The 14,143-nt window shown below is 68.7% G+C and carries 13 protein-coding genes; 10 read left to right on the forward strand and 3 right to left on the reverse strand.

The features are described 5' to 3' along the window. Positions 1–18 precede the first annotated feature (18 nt). Positions 19–975, forward strand: coding sequence for a protein translocase subunit SecF (gene secF, locus AC07YZ_RS20645; RefSeq protein ID WP_226490413.1), 957 nt, complete (start codon positions 19–21; stop codon positions 973–975). A gap of 84 nt (positions 976–1,059) precedes the next feature. Beyond that, entirely contained in the window at positions 1,060–3,432 is a 2,373-nt protein-coding gene (locus AC07YZ_RS20650; RefSeq protein WP_494796139.1) for a DUF1631 family protein, read from the forward strand. Between the two features lie 140 nt (positions 3,433–3,572). Here AC07YZ_RS20650 and dprA read toward each other — a convergent pair whose 3' ends face one another. Both dprA and AC07YZ_RS20660 read right to left on the reverse strand, forming a co-directional pair. Next, on the reverse strand, positions 3,573–4,664 hold the full coding sequence (gene dprA / locus AC07YZ_RS20655; RefSeq protein ID WP_226490411.1) for a DNA-processing protein DprA: 1,092 nt from the start codon (positions 4,662–4,664) through the stop codon (positions 3,573–3,575). 7 nt (positions 4,665–4,671) lie between these two features. Next, positions 4,672–6,033: a LysM peptidoglycan-binding domain-containing protein gene (locus tag AC07YZ_RS20660; RefSeq protein ID WP_494796140.1), complete on the reverse strand. Its 1,362-nt coding sequence runs from the start codon at positions 6,031–6,033 to the stop codon at positions 4,672–4,674. Between the two features lie 265 nt (positions 6,034–6,298). Between AC07YZ_RS20660 and def the strand changes: the two genes are divergently transcribed. The 8 genes from def (at position 6,299) to AC07YZ_RS20700 (ending at position 13,376) form a co-directional block, all read left to right on the forward strand. After that, the gene (gene def / locus AC07YZ_RS20665) at positions 6,299–6,820 is read left to right on the forward strand and encodes a peptide deformylase (RefSeq protein WP_494796141.1); all 522 of its coding nucleotides are present in this window, start codon (positions 6,299–6,301) and stop codon (positions 6,818–6,820) included. A gap of 13 nt (positions 6,821–6,833) precedes the next feature. Beyond that, the gene (gene fmt / locus AC07YZ_RS20670; protein WP_494796142.1) at positions 6,834–7,844 is read left to right on the forward strand and encodes a methionyl-tRNA formyltransferase; all 1,011 of its coding nucleotides are present in this window, start codon (positions 6,834–6,836) and stop codon (positions 7,842–7,844) included. Positions 7,845–7,850: 6 nt separating this feature from the next. After that, entirely contained in the window at positions 7,851–8,594 is a 744-nt protein-coding gene (locus AC07YZ_RS20675; protein ID WP_226490407.1) for an AzlC family ABC transporter permease, read from the forward strand. Continuing rightward, positions 8,587–8,922 carry an AzlD domain-containing protein gene (locus AC07YZ_RS20680; protein ID WP_226490406.1) on the forward strand — a complete coding sequence of 112 codons (336 nt, stop codon included), beginning with the start codon at positions 8,587–8,589 and terminating at the stop codon, positions 8,920–8,922. The genes AC07YZ_RS20675 and AC07YZ_RS20680 overlap by 8 nt, the downstream gene beginning before the upstream one ends. 175 nt (positions 8,923–9,097) lie before the next feature. Next, a complete protein-coding gene (locus AC07YZ_RS20685; RefSeq protein ID WP_494796143.1) occupies positions 9,098–9,889 on the forward strand; it encodes a glycosyltransferase family 2 protein in 792 nt (263 codons plus the stop codon). Beyond that, the gene (locus AC07YZ_RS20690; RefSeq protein WP_494796144.1) at positions 9,879–10,619 is read left to right on the forward strand and encodes a TVP38/TMEM64 family protein; all 741 of its coding nucleotides are present in this window, start codon (positions 9,879–9,881) and stop codon (positions 10,617–10,619) included. Before AC07YZ_RS20685 ends, AC07YZ_RS20690 begins: the two co-directional genes overlap by 11 nt. After that, positions 10,609–12,366, forward strand: coding sequence for an ArnT family glycosyltransferase (locus tag AC07YZ_RS20695; RefSeq protein ID WP_494796145.1), 1,758 nt, complete (start codon positions 10,609–10,611; stop codon positions 12,364–12,366). Before AC07YZ_RS20690 ends, AC07YZ_RS20695 begins: the two co-directional genes overlap by 11 nt. Next, a complete protein-coding gene (locus AC07YZ_RS20700; protein WP_226490402.1) occupies positions 12,363–13,376 on the forward strand; it encodes an NAD-dependent epimerase/dehydratase family protein in 1,014 nt (337 codons plus the stop codon). The genes AC07YZ_RS20695 and AC07YZ_RS20700 overlap by 4 nt, the downstream gene beginning before the upstream one ends. Here the strand turns inward: AC07YZ_RS20700 and AC07YZ_RS20705 are convergent. After that, entirely contained in the window at positions 13,352–14,110 is a 759-nt protein-coding gene (locus tag AC07YZ_RS20705; protein ID WP_494796146.1) for a phosphatase PAP2 family protein, read from the reverse strand. The genes AC07YZ_RS20700 and AC07YZ_RS20705 overlap by 25 nt on opposite strands. Positions 14,111–14,143: the final 33 nt, after the last annotated feature.

A 14,143-nucleotide genomic window follows, 5' to 3' on the forward strand; every position in this document is an offset into this window, starting at 1 on the left:
TGTTGAAGGTAAAGCACCATGGAACTCTTCCGCATCCGCCGCGACATTCCGTTCATGAAGCACGCCATCGTGCTCAACGCGATCTCGGCCATCACCTTCGTCGCTGCCGTCATCTTCCTGGTGACCCGGGGCCTGAACCTGTCGGTGGAATTCACCGGGGGTACCGTCATGGAAGTGGCCTACGAGCAGCCCGCCGACCTCGCCGCCGTGCGCCAGGTGGTGGAGTCGCTCGGTTATGCCGAGGTGCCGGTGCAGAACTTCGGCTCCGCCCGTGACGTGCTGCTGCGCCTGCCGGTGCAGGCGGGCAAGAGCTCAGGGCAGCAGAGCGAGGCCGTGCTGGCCGCCCTGAAGGCGCAGAACCCGGCGGTGGCGTTGCGTCGCTCCGAGTTCGTGGGGCCACAGGTGGGGCAGGAACTGGTGGAGGACGGGCTCAAGGCGCTCGGCATGGTGATCGTCGGGATCATGATCTACCTGGCGTTCCGCTTCGAGTGGAAATACGCCGTGTCGGCCATCATCGCCAACCTGCACGACGTGGTCATCATCCTGGGCTTCTTTGCCTTTTTCCAGTGGGAGTTCTCGCTGGCGGTGCTGGCGGCGGTGCTGGCGGTGCTGGGTTATTCCGTCAACGAATCCGTGGTGATCTTCGACCGCATCCGCGAGAGCTTTCGCCGCCACCGCAAGAAGACGACGCCCCAGATCATCGACCACGCCATCACCTCCACCATCAGCCGCACGATCATCACGCACGGTTCCACCCAGATCATGGTGCTGTCGATGTTGCTGTTCGGTGGCCCGACGCTGCACTACTTTGCGATGGCGCTGACCATCGGCATTCTCTTTGGTATCTACTCCTCGGTGTTCGTGGCGGCCGCCATCGCGATGTGGCTGGGCATCAAGCGCGAGGACCTGATCAAGGGCGGTGGCACCCGCAAGGAAGGCGATCCCGATGATCCCAACGCCGGTGCTGTCGTATAAGCGCGAACAGGCCCCGGGGTTGCGGGTATGTGCTGGCCCGCAGGGCTGAGCGGCAGAGTGCTTTCGTGTCATACTGAAACCATTGTGTCGTCACCCGATCAGAACGTCTCGTCCCTAGCCAAACAGGCGCGTGAACTCTTCGTGGTTCAGGTGGGCCGCGCCCTTCCCGAACTGGTCAAGGCCTGCGACACCCGACTCACCACCATCCTCGATCAGGCCGGTCCCGCGCGCGAAATGCAGGAGCGCCGCGACGCCTGGACCGCTTTCCAGAAGAACCAGACCGCCTGGCTCAACCAGAGCCGCAAGGCGTTGCAGCGCACCCTGCTGCCCCGCTTCAGCCAGTCGGGCCACGAGGTCAGCACACCGGGCCGGCTCGAGTTGATGGCCGAAGGGGTCATGGACGACCAGATCATGGCTTCGCGGCTGGCCATGCGGGTGCTGGACCTCGCTTCCACCGAACTCAACGAATTGCGCCTGCGGATCCAGCATCTGGAAAAGCGCCAGGAGTTGCCGCGTGGCGACGTGCTGCTGCCCGACGTCACGGCCCGCATCTTGGTGGACCAATGGCTCGACGTGCACATGACCCGGGAAAGCTGGGCCCTGGTGCAGGACGCGCTGGCGCCGCTGATGGCCAAGAAGCTGCTCGAAGCCTACAAGGCCACCAACGAGTTCCTGGTCTCCAGCGGGGTCATGAAAGAGATTGACCTGCAGGCGCTGGTCAAACGCACGCCGGGCAGCCGAACGGCTGCCCCGTCCCAAACCAGGAGCGCCGCAAGTGCCGGTACCCCAGACACGCAGGGGCGTGCCACAGGCCAGGGGCCGGGTTCGGCGTCGGCCTCGCGCTCCGATTCAGGCCGCAGTGGCCCATCGAGCTCCTCACACGGAAGCATGTCGTCGTCCAGCATGGGGGTTCACGACGAAACCCGCATGATGACCGGTGCGTCGCCACTGGCCCGAGCCCGCATGCGGGCCCAAGGGGTGATGGGCCGGCTCAAGCGCATGCTGATGGACAAGGTGGGGGGCGACTTCGAAGCCACGCAGCTGGTGCCTCCGTCACCGGCGCTGCAGCAGGCCATGCAGCAGCCCCTGCCGATGATCAGTGTCAATGCCGGGTTGCCCAACATGGGGGACGGCGGCGGGGGTGTGGCCTATATGGACGCCACCCACGTGGAACAGGCCGCCCGGGTGCTGCGCCAGCGCACGACCGAGCTCAAGGAGGCGGCTTCCACACCGACCGAAAAGGCCACCATCGAGGTGGTGGCGCTGATGTTCCAGAGCATCCTGGCCGAGGAACGCATTCCGCCGAGCGTGCGGGTCTGGTTTGCGCGGCTGCAGATCCCGGTGTTGCGCGTGGCGCTGGCCGAACCCGAGTTCTTCAGCGCCCTGCAGCACCCCGCGCGGCGCCTGATCGACCGCATGGGTTCCTGTGTGCTGGGTTTTGAGTCCAACGTCGGCTCGGCCGCCCTGGAGGCCGAGATCAAACGTGTGGTGCAGGTGATCGAGCAGTACCCCGAAACCGGTCGGCGGGTGTTCCAGCTGGTGCTCGACGAATTCCAGAAGTTCCTTTCCACCTACCTCAGCGAAAACGGCAGCGCCAGCCGTTTTGTCAGCGTCGCGCAGCAGGTGGAGCAGAAGGAAACCCTGTCGGTCCAGTACACCATCGAGCTGCGCAAGCTGCTCGATGAGGTGCCGGTGCGCGACGAGGTGCGGGACTTCCTGTTCAAGGTCTGGGTGGACGTGCTGGCGGTGGCCAGCGTCAAGTACGGCCTCAAGCACGAGGAAACCACCTCGCTCAAGCAGGTCGCGACCGATCTGCTGTGGGCGGCCAGCGCCAAGCCCAACCGCAACGACCGCGCCCGCGTGATCCAGCAGCTGCCGGGCCTGCTGCAGCGCCTGCGCCAGGGCATGGGGCTGCTCGGGTACCCGCCCGGGCTGCAGGACCAGCACATCAAGTCCGTCAGCGACACCCTGGCCGATGCGTTCATGTCGCGCACCGAACCGATCTCCCAGGAAAGCCTGGACCACCTGTCCGACCGGTTGGCGAACCTGGAAGACTACATCCCCGAGAACGGCATGGGGGATCTGGATCTGGACAACGAGAGCATCGAGATGATCACCGGCGTGGACGCCAGCAACATCGAGGTGATCAGCCAGGGCGGCAGCCAGCCCACCGAAGCCATGCGCGCCTGGGCGGTGGAGCTGCAGATCGGTTCCTGGTTCGCGCTGGACCACAACGGCAAGCTCCACAATGTGCAGCTGGCCTGGCGCAGCGAGCGCGGTCAGCTGTTCATGTTCGTCACCAACGGCGGACGCTGTTTCCTGATCCAGTCCAACCGGGTCGCGGCCTATCTGCAGGCCGGCCTGCTGGTGCCCAGCGAGGAAGAAGCGCTCACGGTGCGGGCCACGCGCGACGCGCTGGCCAAGCTCGACGCGAATCCCGAGCGGCTGCTCGGGTGATCCCCCCCCCCCCCCCCCGCGCCGCACCTGCGGTGCGTCACCCCCCAGGGGGCAACGCTGGCGGCCCGGCAAAGCCGGTTCCGCGGCGTTCTGGCTTGAAGACACCTCGCCCCGGAGGCGGTTGGGTGCTCCGGCAGGCTTTAGCTCTGGCCTGTTCGCTGCAGCAGGCCGCCGGGCATCCGGCTCACATCGCCATCCAGTTCCAGCTCCAGCAAACGGGCCTGCAAGGTGGCGGTGTCCAGTCCGGTGCGGGCCTGCAAGGCGTCGAAGCTCACCGGGTCGTACCCCATGGCATCGAGCAGGCTGTCTGGTCGCGTCGGGGTGTCGGGCGCCGTGGCCGCCGGTGCTTCGGCCATGCGCAGATCTTCCAGAATGTCCTGCGCCGACTCCACCAGCTTGGCGCCCTGGCGGATCAGCGCATGGCAGCCGCGCGACTGCGGCGCATGGATGGACCCGGGAATGGCGAACACCTCGCGCCCCTGCTCGGCCGCCAGCCGCGCGGTGATCAGGGAGCCCGACTGCACCGCCGCTTCCACCACCAGCGTGCCTTGTGAGAGGCCGGCGATGATGCGGTTGCGCATCGGGAAGTGGGCCGGCAACGGCGGTGTGCCCAGGGGAAACTCGCTGACGATGGCGCCCTGCGCGGCGATGCGGTGGGCCAATGCGAGGTGGCGTTTGGGGTAGACCCGGTCCAGGCCGGTGCCGACCACGGCCACCGTGGGCGCTCCGGCGTCCAGGGCGCCGGTGTGCGCGGCCCCGTCCACCCCCAGCGCCAGGCCGGACACCACGCACACGCCGGCCTGGCCCAGCGCAAACGCGAACTGGCGCGCGTTGGTTTCGCCCTGCGGCGTCGGATTGCGGCTGCCCACGATGGCCAGCCGACGCGGGTGGCTCAGCGCCTCGGGGAGGCCCTGCACGTACAGCAACAAGGGCGGGTCCGCCATTTGCAGCAGGTCGGGTGGAAAGCGCGGATCGGCCAGCGTGAGCACGTGGCGATCCGGCGATGCGGCCAGCCAGGCCATGAGGCGCTCCAGCTGGGGCTCCAGGTCGTCGGGCGGCGTCTGCAGGGATTGCGCGATCCGGCCCGACACCACCGCCGACAGCGCGTCAATGGATTGCTCGAACACCGCCTCGGGCAGGCCGAAGGCGCTCAGCAGTCTGCGCGCATGTTCCGGGCCCACGCCGGGCGTGAGCAGCAGCCGCAACCAAGCGGCCAGCTCGTCCCTGCTCATGGAGGGATCAGGGGTTGGTGAAGCGGTCGCCCACCTTCACGCCATCGGCGATCTGCAGCACCAGCGCGTAGGACACCTTGTCGAAGGTGCGGAACACCATCATCAGGCCGTTGCGCTCGCCGGGCAGGCGCAGCGTCGGCCGGCTGTCGTCCGTCTTGTCGGTCAGGGTGTTGCTGTCGCTCAGCAAGGCCAGCACATGGCCGCGTTCGATGCCGTGCTCACGGCCCCGGTTGATGGCCACCACCTGGTTCTGTCCCGCGAACGTCACCGCGTTGCCATAGACCGAAACGATCTGGCCGGTCTGGGCGCTGCTCGGTGCGGTCGGCACATAGTGCGGGAACTCGCGCGGCGGCTCGGGCAGCATGCGGTCGCCCACGCGCATTTCTTCCTTGGCCGAGATGATGTCGATCGTCGCCGGAATGATTTCGCCCGCAGGGGCCTTGGCTGGGGCGGCGGCGCTGGCGGGCTTGTCCCGCTCGACGTTGGCCGCGGTGCGCTCGAACTGCGGGGTGTAGACATCCTGGGTCGCGGGCTGGGTGGGCTGGGCTTTGGCCGGTGCCACCACAGCCGCCTTGCGCGATTCGTCCCGGACGATGAGGGCCTTGCCGACGTACTGCGCCTCGTAGGCGAGAACCTCACCCGTGCTGGGGTCCTTGAGCGGCACCGCGTTGCGGAAGACCCGGTAGTCCCTCGGTTTGCCCGCTGCGGTGCTCAAGGGCTCGACCTCGGTCTGGGCGTTGTCGCCGTAGAACGAGCGCGCATAGGCGCGGTCTCCACGGCTGAGCAGCACGCGGCTGTCTCTGGTGGCCACGATCCGGGGCGCCTTGGCGAACGTGGCCTCGTCCACGATCAGGGGTTCGGTGAGGAAGGCCTCAATGGCCTGCAGCGAGATCGGGGGAATGGCCGAGTCGGACAGACTTTCGTAACGCGTGCGCGGCGACACGCGCACGGTCTGCGGCGCGCCGTTGTCGCCGGGGCGGCGCGTGCTCAGGCGGGCACGGCCACCCGACTTGTCGAGGTACAGCACCTGGCCCGGGTAGATCAGGTGCGGGTTGCGGATGTCCTGCAGGTTCATGCCCCAAAGCTCGGGCCAGCGCCAGGGGCTCTGGAGGAAGATGCTGGAAATGCCCCACAGGGTGTCGCCGCGTTTGACGGTGTGGCTGTCGGGCGCATTGGGCGCCAGCTCGTGCAGTGGCACGCCGGACTCGGCCACCAGGGTGGCGGTGGCGCGCTGGTCTTGCGTGATCGGGTAGTTCTGGGCCCAGGCCGTTGCGCTGGCCAGCGTGGCGAGCACGGCGACGGCGCAGGCCAGCGGGCGCAGGGTTTGGATCGGACGGAAATCGGCGGACGCGCAGGTTTTCAATGGCATGTGTGGGCCCTGTGGCAGTCGCCACCGCGGCCCGAACCTTGCCCGCAAAGGGGGTGGCGGCACCAGCGCGGTCGCGCTTTTGACTTGACAATTCGCATTTGATTTTGCGCCCAAGCCCTTGATTAGGCAATGTTTATGGCGTTCGGGCCCCACGCCCCGGTTCAAAAGTGGCGAAAATAGCGACAAACCACAACCCGCTCACTGCGCCGCACCGGCGGCCCGCCGGGTTGGCCCCATTTCCGATCCTCAGTGGCCGCGACCGACCATGACTTCGCCGACTTTGCTCAACATCCTGCGCTACCCCGATCCGCGACTGCACACCGTGGCCAAACCCGTCCAGGCGGTGGACGACCGCATCCGGGGGCTGATCAGCCTGATGTTCGCCACCATGTACGAAGCCAGTGGCATCGGCCTGGCCGCCACCCAGGTGGACGTGCATGAGCGCCTGGTCGTGATCGACGTCAGCGAAACGCGCGACCAGCCACTGGTGCTGATCAACCCCGAGATCGAATGGGCCAGCCCGGAAACCCGCAAGGGCGAAGAAGGCTGCCTCTCGGTGCCCGGCATCTACGACGGTGTGGAGCGTTCGGTGGCGGTGCGGGTGCGCGCCCTGAACGGCGAGGGCGTGGCGCGCACCATCGAGGCCGAAGGCATGCTGGCCGTGTGCATCCAGCACGAAATGGACCATCTGATGGGCAAGGTGTTCGTGGAATACCTGTCGCCGCTCAAGCGCAACCGCATCAAGAGCAAGCTGGTCAAGGCGCAGCGTGACATGGAGCGGTCGTGACGACCGTGAACCCATGAGGATCATTTTCGCGGGCACACCGGATTTCGCCCGGGTGGCGCTGGAGCGCCTGCACGCGGCGGGTTTCGAGATCGCCCTGGTGATGACCCAGCCCGACCGGCCGGCCGGTCGCGGCATGAAGCTGCAGGCCTCGGCGGTGAAGCAGTTCGCCCTGGCACACGGCATGCCCGTGGCCCAGCCGCGCAGCCTGCGGCTGGACGGCAAGTACCCCGAGGATGCGGCCGCGGCGCGCGAAGCCATCGCCGCCGCCCGGGCCGACGCCATGGTGGTGGCCGCCTACGGCCTGATCCTGCCGCAGTGGGTGCTGGATGCCATGGGGGCTGCCAGCGCCTCAGGTCTGGGGCTGGGCTGCCTCAACATCCATGCCTCGCTGCTGCCGCGCTGGCGCGGCGCCGCGCCGATCCACCGGGCCATCGAAGCGGGTGACGCGGCCACCGGCGTGACCATCATGCAGATGGACGCCGGGCTGGACACCGGCGACATGCTGCTGGTGGAGCGCTTGCCCATCGGCGAAGCCGAAACCACGGGCGACCTGCACGACCGCCTGGCCGAACTGGGCGGGCGGCTGATCGTCGAGGCGCTGGAACTGGCCGCCTGCGGTGGCCTGCGCCCGGTGCCCCAGCCGGCCGAGGGCGTGAGCTACGCGCACAAGATCGAAAAAACCGAGGCCAGCATCGACTGGTCGCTCCCTGCGGCGGCCATCGCGCGGCGGGTACGGGCCTTCAACCCGTTCCCGGGGGCCTCCTTCGCCCTGGCGGGCGAGCCGGTGAAGCTGTGGGCGGCCCATGCCGAAGCGGCCCCGGTGCCGACCGCGGGCGTGCCCGGGCAGGTGCTGGCCGTGGGGCCCGAAGGCATCCGGGTCATGACCGGCGAGGGTGTGCTGGTGCTCACCGAGCTGCAGCGCGCGGGCGGCAAGCGCCTGGGCGTGGCCGACTTCCTGCGCGGCTTTTCCCTCGAAGCCGGGCAGGTCCTGGACGGTGTGGCCCCGCAGGTCGTGGCGGGCTGATCCGGCGTGTTCTACCTGCGCGAGCACCGCCAGCGCGCGGAATTCCGGGAGGGTGTGCGCGATCAGGCCACGGTGGCCATGGGCATCGCCGCCTGGGGCCTGATGACCGGCGTGGCCATGGTCAAGTCCGGGCTGTCGGCGCTGGAGGCGCTGCTCATGACGCTCATCGTCTACGCCGGCAGCGCCCAGCTCGCGGCCGTGCCCATGATCGCCGCGGGCGCGCCGCTGTGGGTGATCCTGGCCGCGGCGTTCTGCGTCAACCTGCGCTTCATGGTGTTCTCGGCGCATCTGCGGCCCTACCTGATGCACCTGCCGCGCTGGCAGCGGCTGGTGTCGGGCTACGTCACCGGCGATCTGAGCTACGTGTTTTTTGCCCGCCGTTTCCCCAAGCCGGGCCAGACACCGCAAGAGCTGGCGCGCCAGCAGGCCTATCTGATGGGCAATTGCGCGGTGAACTACGTGGCCTGGATGCTCTCCAGCGTGGTGGGGGTGCTGTTGGCCAACGCCATCCCGACCGCGTGGGGCCTGGGCTTCGCCGGCATCCTGGCTTTGCTGGGGGTGCTGAGTTCGCTGGCGAGCTCACCGCTGCGCATCGTCTCGGCCGGCGTGGCCGGCGCTGCGGCGGTGGCGGCCTGGGCCCTGCCGCTCAAGCTCAACATCCTGGTGGCGATCGCCAGCGCGGTGGCCATCTGCCTGGTCATCGAAAGCCGGGCATCGGGGGGCGCCGCGCCAGGGGGGCGGCATGTTTGACCTCAACCCCTGGACCCTGCTCACCATCGTGGCGATGGGCGTCGTCACGGTGATCACCCGTGGCTTCTTCCTCATCTCCAGCAAGCCCTGGACCTTGCCGCACTGGGCGCAGCGCGGCCTGCAATACGCGCCTATCGCCGCCCTGTCGGCGGTGGTGATCCCGGAGATCGTGATGACGCAGGGCCAGCTCATCCACACCTGGCAGGATGCGCGCCTGTTCGCCGCCGCGGCCGGCGTGGCCTGGTTCGTCTGGCAGCGCGGCGTGCTGGGCACCATCGTGGCCGGCATGCTGGTGTACCTGCCGCTGAAGATCGGGCTAGGCTGGTAGGTCGCGCGCTGCCGGAAACCGGACCCGGTGAGCGAGAATGGGCGAGTGGCGGACTTTTCTTAAGAGAGGCTTAAGAAAGCTTGCCGATAATCGGGAGGCGTCAGGGTTTTCCCTTGGGCGCCGTTGTTGCTGACCGGCAGCAGACCCAGATGATTCGTGAATGGTGACCCAGAACATGTCAGCTCCCAGCCCGGCGGCGAGCCTTGCGGTGCCCCCCAGCGCCACCCCCCTGATCTCCGTGTTGATCCCGGCCAAGGACGAGGCCGGCAACATCGGCCAGCTCGTGACCGAGGTGGTGGACGCCCTGCGGCCCGTGTGCGGGTTCGAGATCGTGCTGGTGGACGATGGCAGTGGCGATGCCACGGCGGCCGAGTTCGCGCAGCGCTGCACCGCGCTGGGCGCCGCCGCCCAGCTGATCCGGCACCAGGCCAGCGTGGGGCAGAGCACGGCGCTGTCCACCGCCGCCCAGCATGCCCGGGGGCGCTACCTGGTCACCATCGACGGCGACGGCCAGAACGATCCGGCCGACATCCCGGCCCTGCTGCGCCAGGCGCAGGCGATGGAGGCGGGGGGCGCGCATTTCTGCATCGCGGGCTTTCGCCACCAACGCAAGGACACCGAGTGGAAGAAGATCCAGTCGAAGATCGCCAACGCCGTGCGTCGCCAGATCCTGGACGACGGCGTGCCCGACACGGGCTGCGGCCTCAAGCTGATCCCGCGCGCGACCTGGCTGCGGCTGCCCTACTTTGACCACATGCACCGCTACATTCCCGCGCTGGTGCGCCGCCTGGGCGGCCGCATCGCGGTGGTGCCGGTGAACCACCGCCACCGCACGGCCGGTGTGTCCAAGTACACCGCCTGGAACCGCGTGTGGGTGGGCATCGTCGACATGTTCGGCGTGCGCTGGCTGACCCGGCGCAGCAAGCAACCGGTGGTCGCACAGGTGGAAACCATCGGTGAAATCTAGCGCCAAACTGCTCGTCAAGCCGCTGGGGCTGACGGCTGTGCTGACGCTGGCCTTTGCCTCCCTGCACTACGGCTGGTGGGGATCGTTCACCGAAGAAGACCTGTTGCGCCAGCTGTTCCAGCAGCACTGGGCCGTGGCCTGGCCGGTGTTCGCCCTCGGCGGCATCCTCTACACCGCGGCGGGTGGCCCGCGCCAGGTGCTGGCCTTCAGCTGCGGGTATCTGCTCGGGGGTTTTGCGGGCGGGCTGGTGAGCGCTGCGCTCACCGGGTTCGGCGCGCTGCTGACCATGGCGGTGGTGCGCCAGATGGGCCTGGACTGGATGCGCCAGCGCCATCGCGAGCGCATCGAACTCTTGCGCCGGGTGTTGGCCGAAGACACCTGGCTCTGGATCTGCATCATCCGGCTCATGCCGGTGGGCAGCAATCTGCTGACCAACGTCGCCGCCGCCTTGGCGGGCCTGAGCCGGCGCGGGGTGTTCCTGGGCAGCCTGCCGGGTTATCTGCCGCAGTCCCTGCTGTTCAGCTACGCCGGCCGTGGCGTGGCCCTTCAGGACAGCTCCAAGATCTGGATGAGTTTTGCCCTGCTGGTGGGCTCCAGCGTGCTGGCCTGGTACCTGTACCACCACGGTTTCAAGCAGCGGCTGGAAGCATTCAAGGCCACCCCCGCGCCGCAGCTGCCTCGGGCCGTTGGCGCTGCGGACCTGATGGAGCGCAAACCCCATGACCTCTGACGCCACCGTGCGCCGCCAGACGCTGTTCTGGCTGGCGGCCACGGCCCTCGTGTTGCTGGCCGGCATCGGCCTGCGCTACCCCTGGCCGGCCGACGAGCCCCGCTTCGCCCAGATCGCCCGCGAGATGGTCGAGGGCGGCCAGTGGCTGTTTCCCACCCGGGGCGGCGAGTACTACCCGGACAAACCGCCGGTGTTCATCTGGTTCAGCGCCTTGTGCTACGGGCTGCTGGGCGACCTCAAGCTGTCGTTCCTGCTGCCCAGCGCGCTGGCCTCGATCGGTACCCTGTGGCTGGTGCACGACCTGGGCCGGCGCCTGTGGAATGCGCCAACCGCCCTGTTCGCCGTGCTGGTGCTGGTCTTCACGCCGCAGTTCCTGCTGCAGGGCAAGGCCGCGCAGATGGACGCGCTGGTCACGTTCTGGATCACGCTGGGCTGTTATGGCCTGCTGCGCCATTTCCTGACCGGGCCGCACTGGCGCTGGTACTTCCTGAGCTGGGTGGCCATGGGCCTGGGCATCATGACCAAGGGTGTCGGCTTCCTGCCGCTGCTGATGCTGCTGCCGCTGGCGCTGTGGAGCCATGCCCCTCCCTGCGCCCCCCCCGGGGGGACCGCACCTGCGGCCCGGCAAAGCCGGTTCCGTGGTGCGTGCTGGAGCTGGCGCCTGCTGCTGGGTTTTCCGGTGATGCTGGCGGTGATCGCGCTCTGGCTGGGGCCGATGCTCTGGCAGGTGCACAGCGTCGGCACCGACACCATGGTGGCCTACCGCAACGACCTGCTGTTCCGCCAGACCGGTGAACGTTTCGTGAACGCCTGGCACCACGTCAAGCCCTGGCACTATTTCTTCTCCCAGGCGATTCCGACCGTGTGGTTCCCGCTGCCGCTGCTGATGCTGGTGTTCTGGCGGCCGCTGGCGGGCCTGCTGCGGGAGGACCCGAAGCTGCGCGTGCTGCTGGCCTGGGTCGGGCTGGTGCTGCTGTTCTTCTCGCTCAGCTCGGGCAAACGCGAGGTCTACATCTTGCCGGCGCTGCCCATGTTGTCGCTGGTGGTGGCGGTGCTGTGGGGGCGGGTGCGCGAACGCGCGCTGGCCTTGAAGATCGGCACCGTCCTGCAGGGGCTGCTGATGGCGCTGGCCGTGCTGCTCGCCGGCCTGGGCCTGGCCCTGCTGCTGGCGCCGCACCGCCTGCCGGCGCGGCTGCAGGACTACAGCGAGCTGCTCGGCGCGGTGGCCTACCCGCTGATCGGGCTCGGGCTGGCGTGGCTGGCCCTGCTGCTGTGGCTGCGCCGCGCCGACCTGTTCGTGCGGCTGGCGGCCAGCAGCCTGGCGGTCTGGCTGTTCGTCTCGCTGCTGGTCTGGCCGCTGGTGGACCCGTACCGCACCCCGCAGCGCCTGATGCAGCAGGTCGAGCAGCGGCTGCCCGCCAATGCCGAGCTGGGCCTGCTCTATTTCAAGGAGCAGTTCCTGCTCTTCGCCGAGCGTCCGCTGACCCACTTCAGCTACCTGGCGCCGCTGGCGGAGCAGGAGAAAAACGCCTGGATCTGGATGCGCGAGGCGCCCCAGCGCCACCTGCTCGTGCCCACCGACGCCGAGCTGGGCTGTTTCGACGTGACCCGTGCCGTCTCGCTGGGCGAGGCGCACCGCCGAGAATGGGTGCTGCTCGGGCCCGACACCCTGGCGAGCGCCTGTGGCAGCCCGCGCAAGGCCCAACGTTTCGTCTACCGCCCCGTGACGCGCGGGGTCCTGCCATGACCGCTTTGACCTCCCACGCCGTTGGCCCCGTGCTCGTCACCGGTGCCGCCGGTTTCATCGGCTTTCACCTGAGCCAGCGCCTGCTGGGCCTGGGGCTGCAGGTGCACGGTCTGGACAACCTGAACGCCTACTACGAACCCAGCCTGAAGCAGGCCCGCCTGCGGCAGCTGCAGGCCCGGCCGGGCTTTGTGTTCCACGCGCTGGACCTGGCCGACCGCGACGCCATGGCCCGGCTGTTTGCCACGCACCGCTTCGAGCGCGTGGTGCACCTGGCGGCCCAGGCCGGCGTGCGCTACTCGGTGGACCACCCCATGGCCTACCTGGACAGCAACCTGGCCGGCATGCTCACCGTGCTCGAAGGCTGCCGCCACAGCGCCGTGCCGCACCTGGTCTACGCCTCGTCGAGCTCGATCTACGGCGCCTCGCGCCAGATGCCGCTGCGCGAAGACCAGGTCACCGACCAGCCGATCTCGCTCTACGCCGCGAGCAAGAAGGCCAACGAGCTGATGGCCTACAGCTACAGCCACCTCTACCAGATCCCGGCCACGGCGCTGCGGCTGTTCACGGTGTACGGCCCCTGGGGCCGGCCCGACATGGCGATCTTCAAGTTCGTGCGCGCCATCCTGGCGCACCAGCCGATCGACGTCTACAACAACGGCCAGATGCGCCGCGACTTCACCTATGTGGACGACGTGATCGACGCGGTGGTCCAGGTGATGGCCGTGCCCCCGGTGGCCAGCGCGGGCGCGGCGGCGCACCGCGTGCTCAACGTGGGCAACAGCGCGCCGGTGAGCCTGCTGGACTTCATCGGCTGCATCGAAAAGGCCACCGGCATCGAGGCCATCAAGCGTTTCCTGCCCATGCAGCAGGGCGACGTGCCCGAAACCTGGGCCGACACCACCGCGCTCGAACAGGGTTTCGGCGTGCGGCCCCACACCGAACTGCAGCTGGGCGTGCAGCGTTTCGTGGACTGGTACCGCGGCTACTACGGCGACGGCCCCACCGTCTGACGCCGGCCCGCCGCCATCCAGGGCCGTGCCGCGTGCCAGCCCGCCAGGCTGACGCCAGCGCAGATCAGCAGCGTCCACAGCGTGTGGCTGGGGTGGTGGGCCCCGCGCAGGGTTTGTGTGGCGCCCGCCACCAGCCCCACCAGCAGCACGGCGGCCAGCACGCCCCAGCCCCGCCGTGCCGAGCGGGCCGTGGTGTGCGGCGGTGCCAGCCAGGGCAGGCACAGCGCCAGGAAGGCGAAGGCGCTGGAGGCGTGGCCACCCGGGAAGCAGCGGCCACCGCCGCCGTCCCCGGCCCAGAGGTTCCAGTGAGACACATAGCTGGCCTGGCCGCCGAACAGCTGCAGCTCCCAGGGGCAACTGGTGCGGCTGCTGGATTTCACCAGGTTCACCGCCAGCAGCGACAGCAGCACCAGCAGCACCACCACCCCCCGCTCGCGCCGCGCCACTCCTGGCCAGATGCCCCCTGGCCCGGCGGGCCAGAGCGCCCAGAGCCCGAGCAGCGCCAAAAAACCGAACGCCACGCGGCGCAGGCCGTCGTGCAACACCGCCTCCAGCAGCCAGTGGTGGCGCCAGGCAAACCCGCCGGGGTGGCCGATGGCCTGCATGATGGCGAGGTCGGCGCCCGAGAAATCCCACCACAGGGTCAGCACCAGCAAGGTGGCCCAGGCCTGGAGCAGGCGGGTGTGGGTCGGCGGAACCGCCGCCAGGGTGGGGTTGTGGGTCGGGGCGTGCATGGGGCACCATCATCGGTGGGCCGCTTTAAGGGG

The organism is Hydrogenophaga sp. GW101-3F08 (assembly GCF_059424585.1).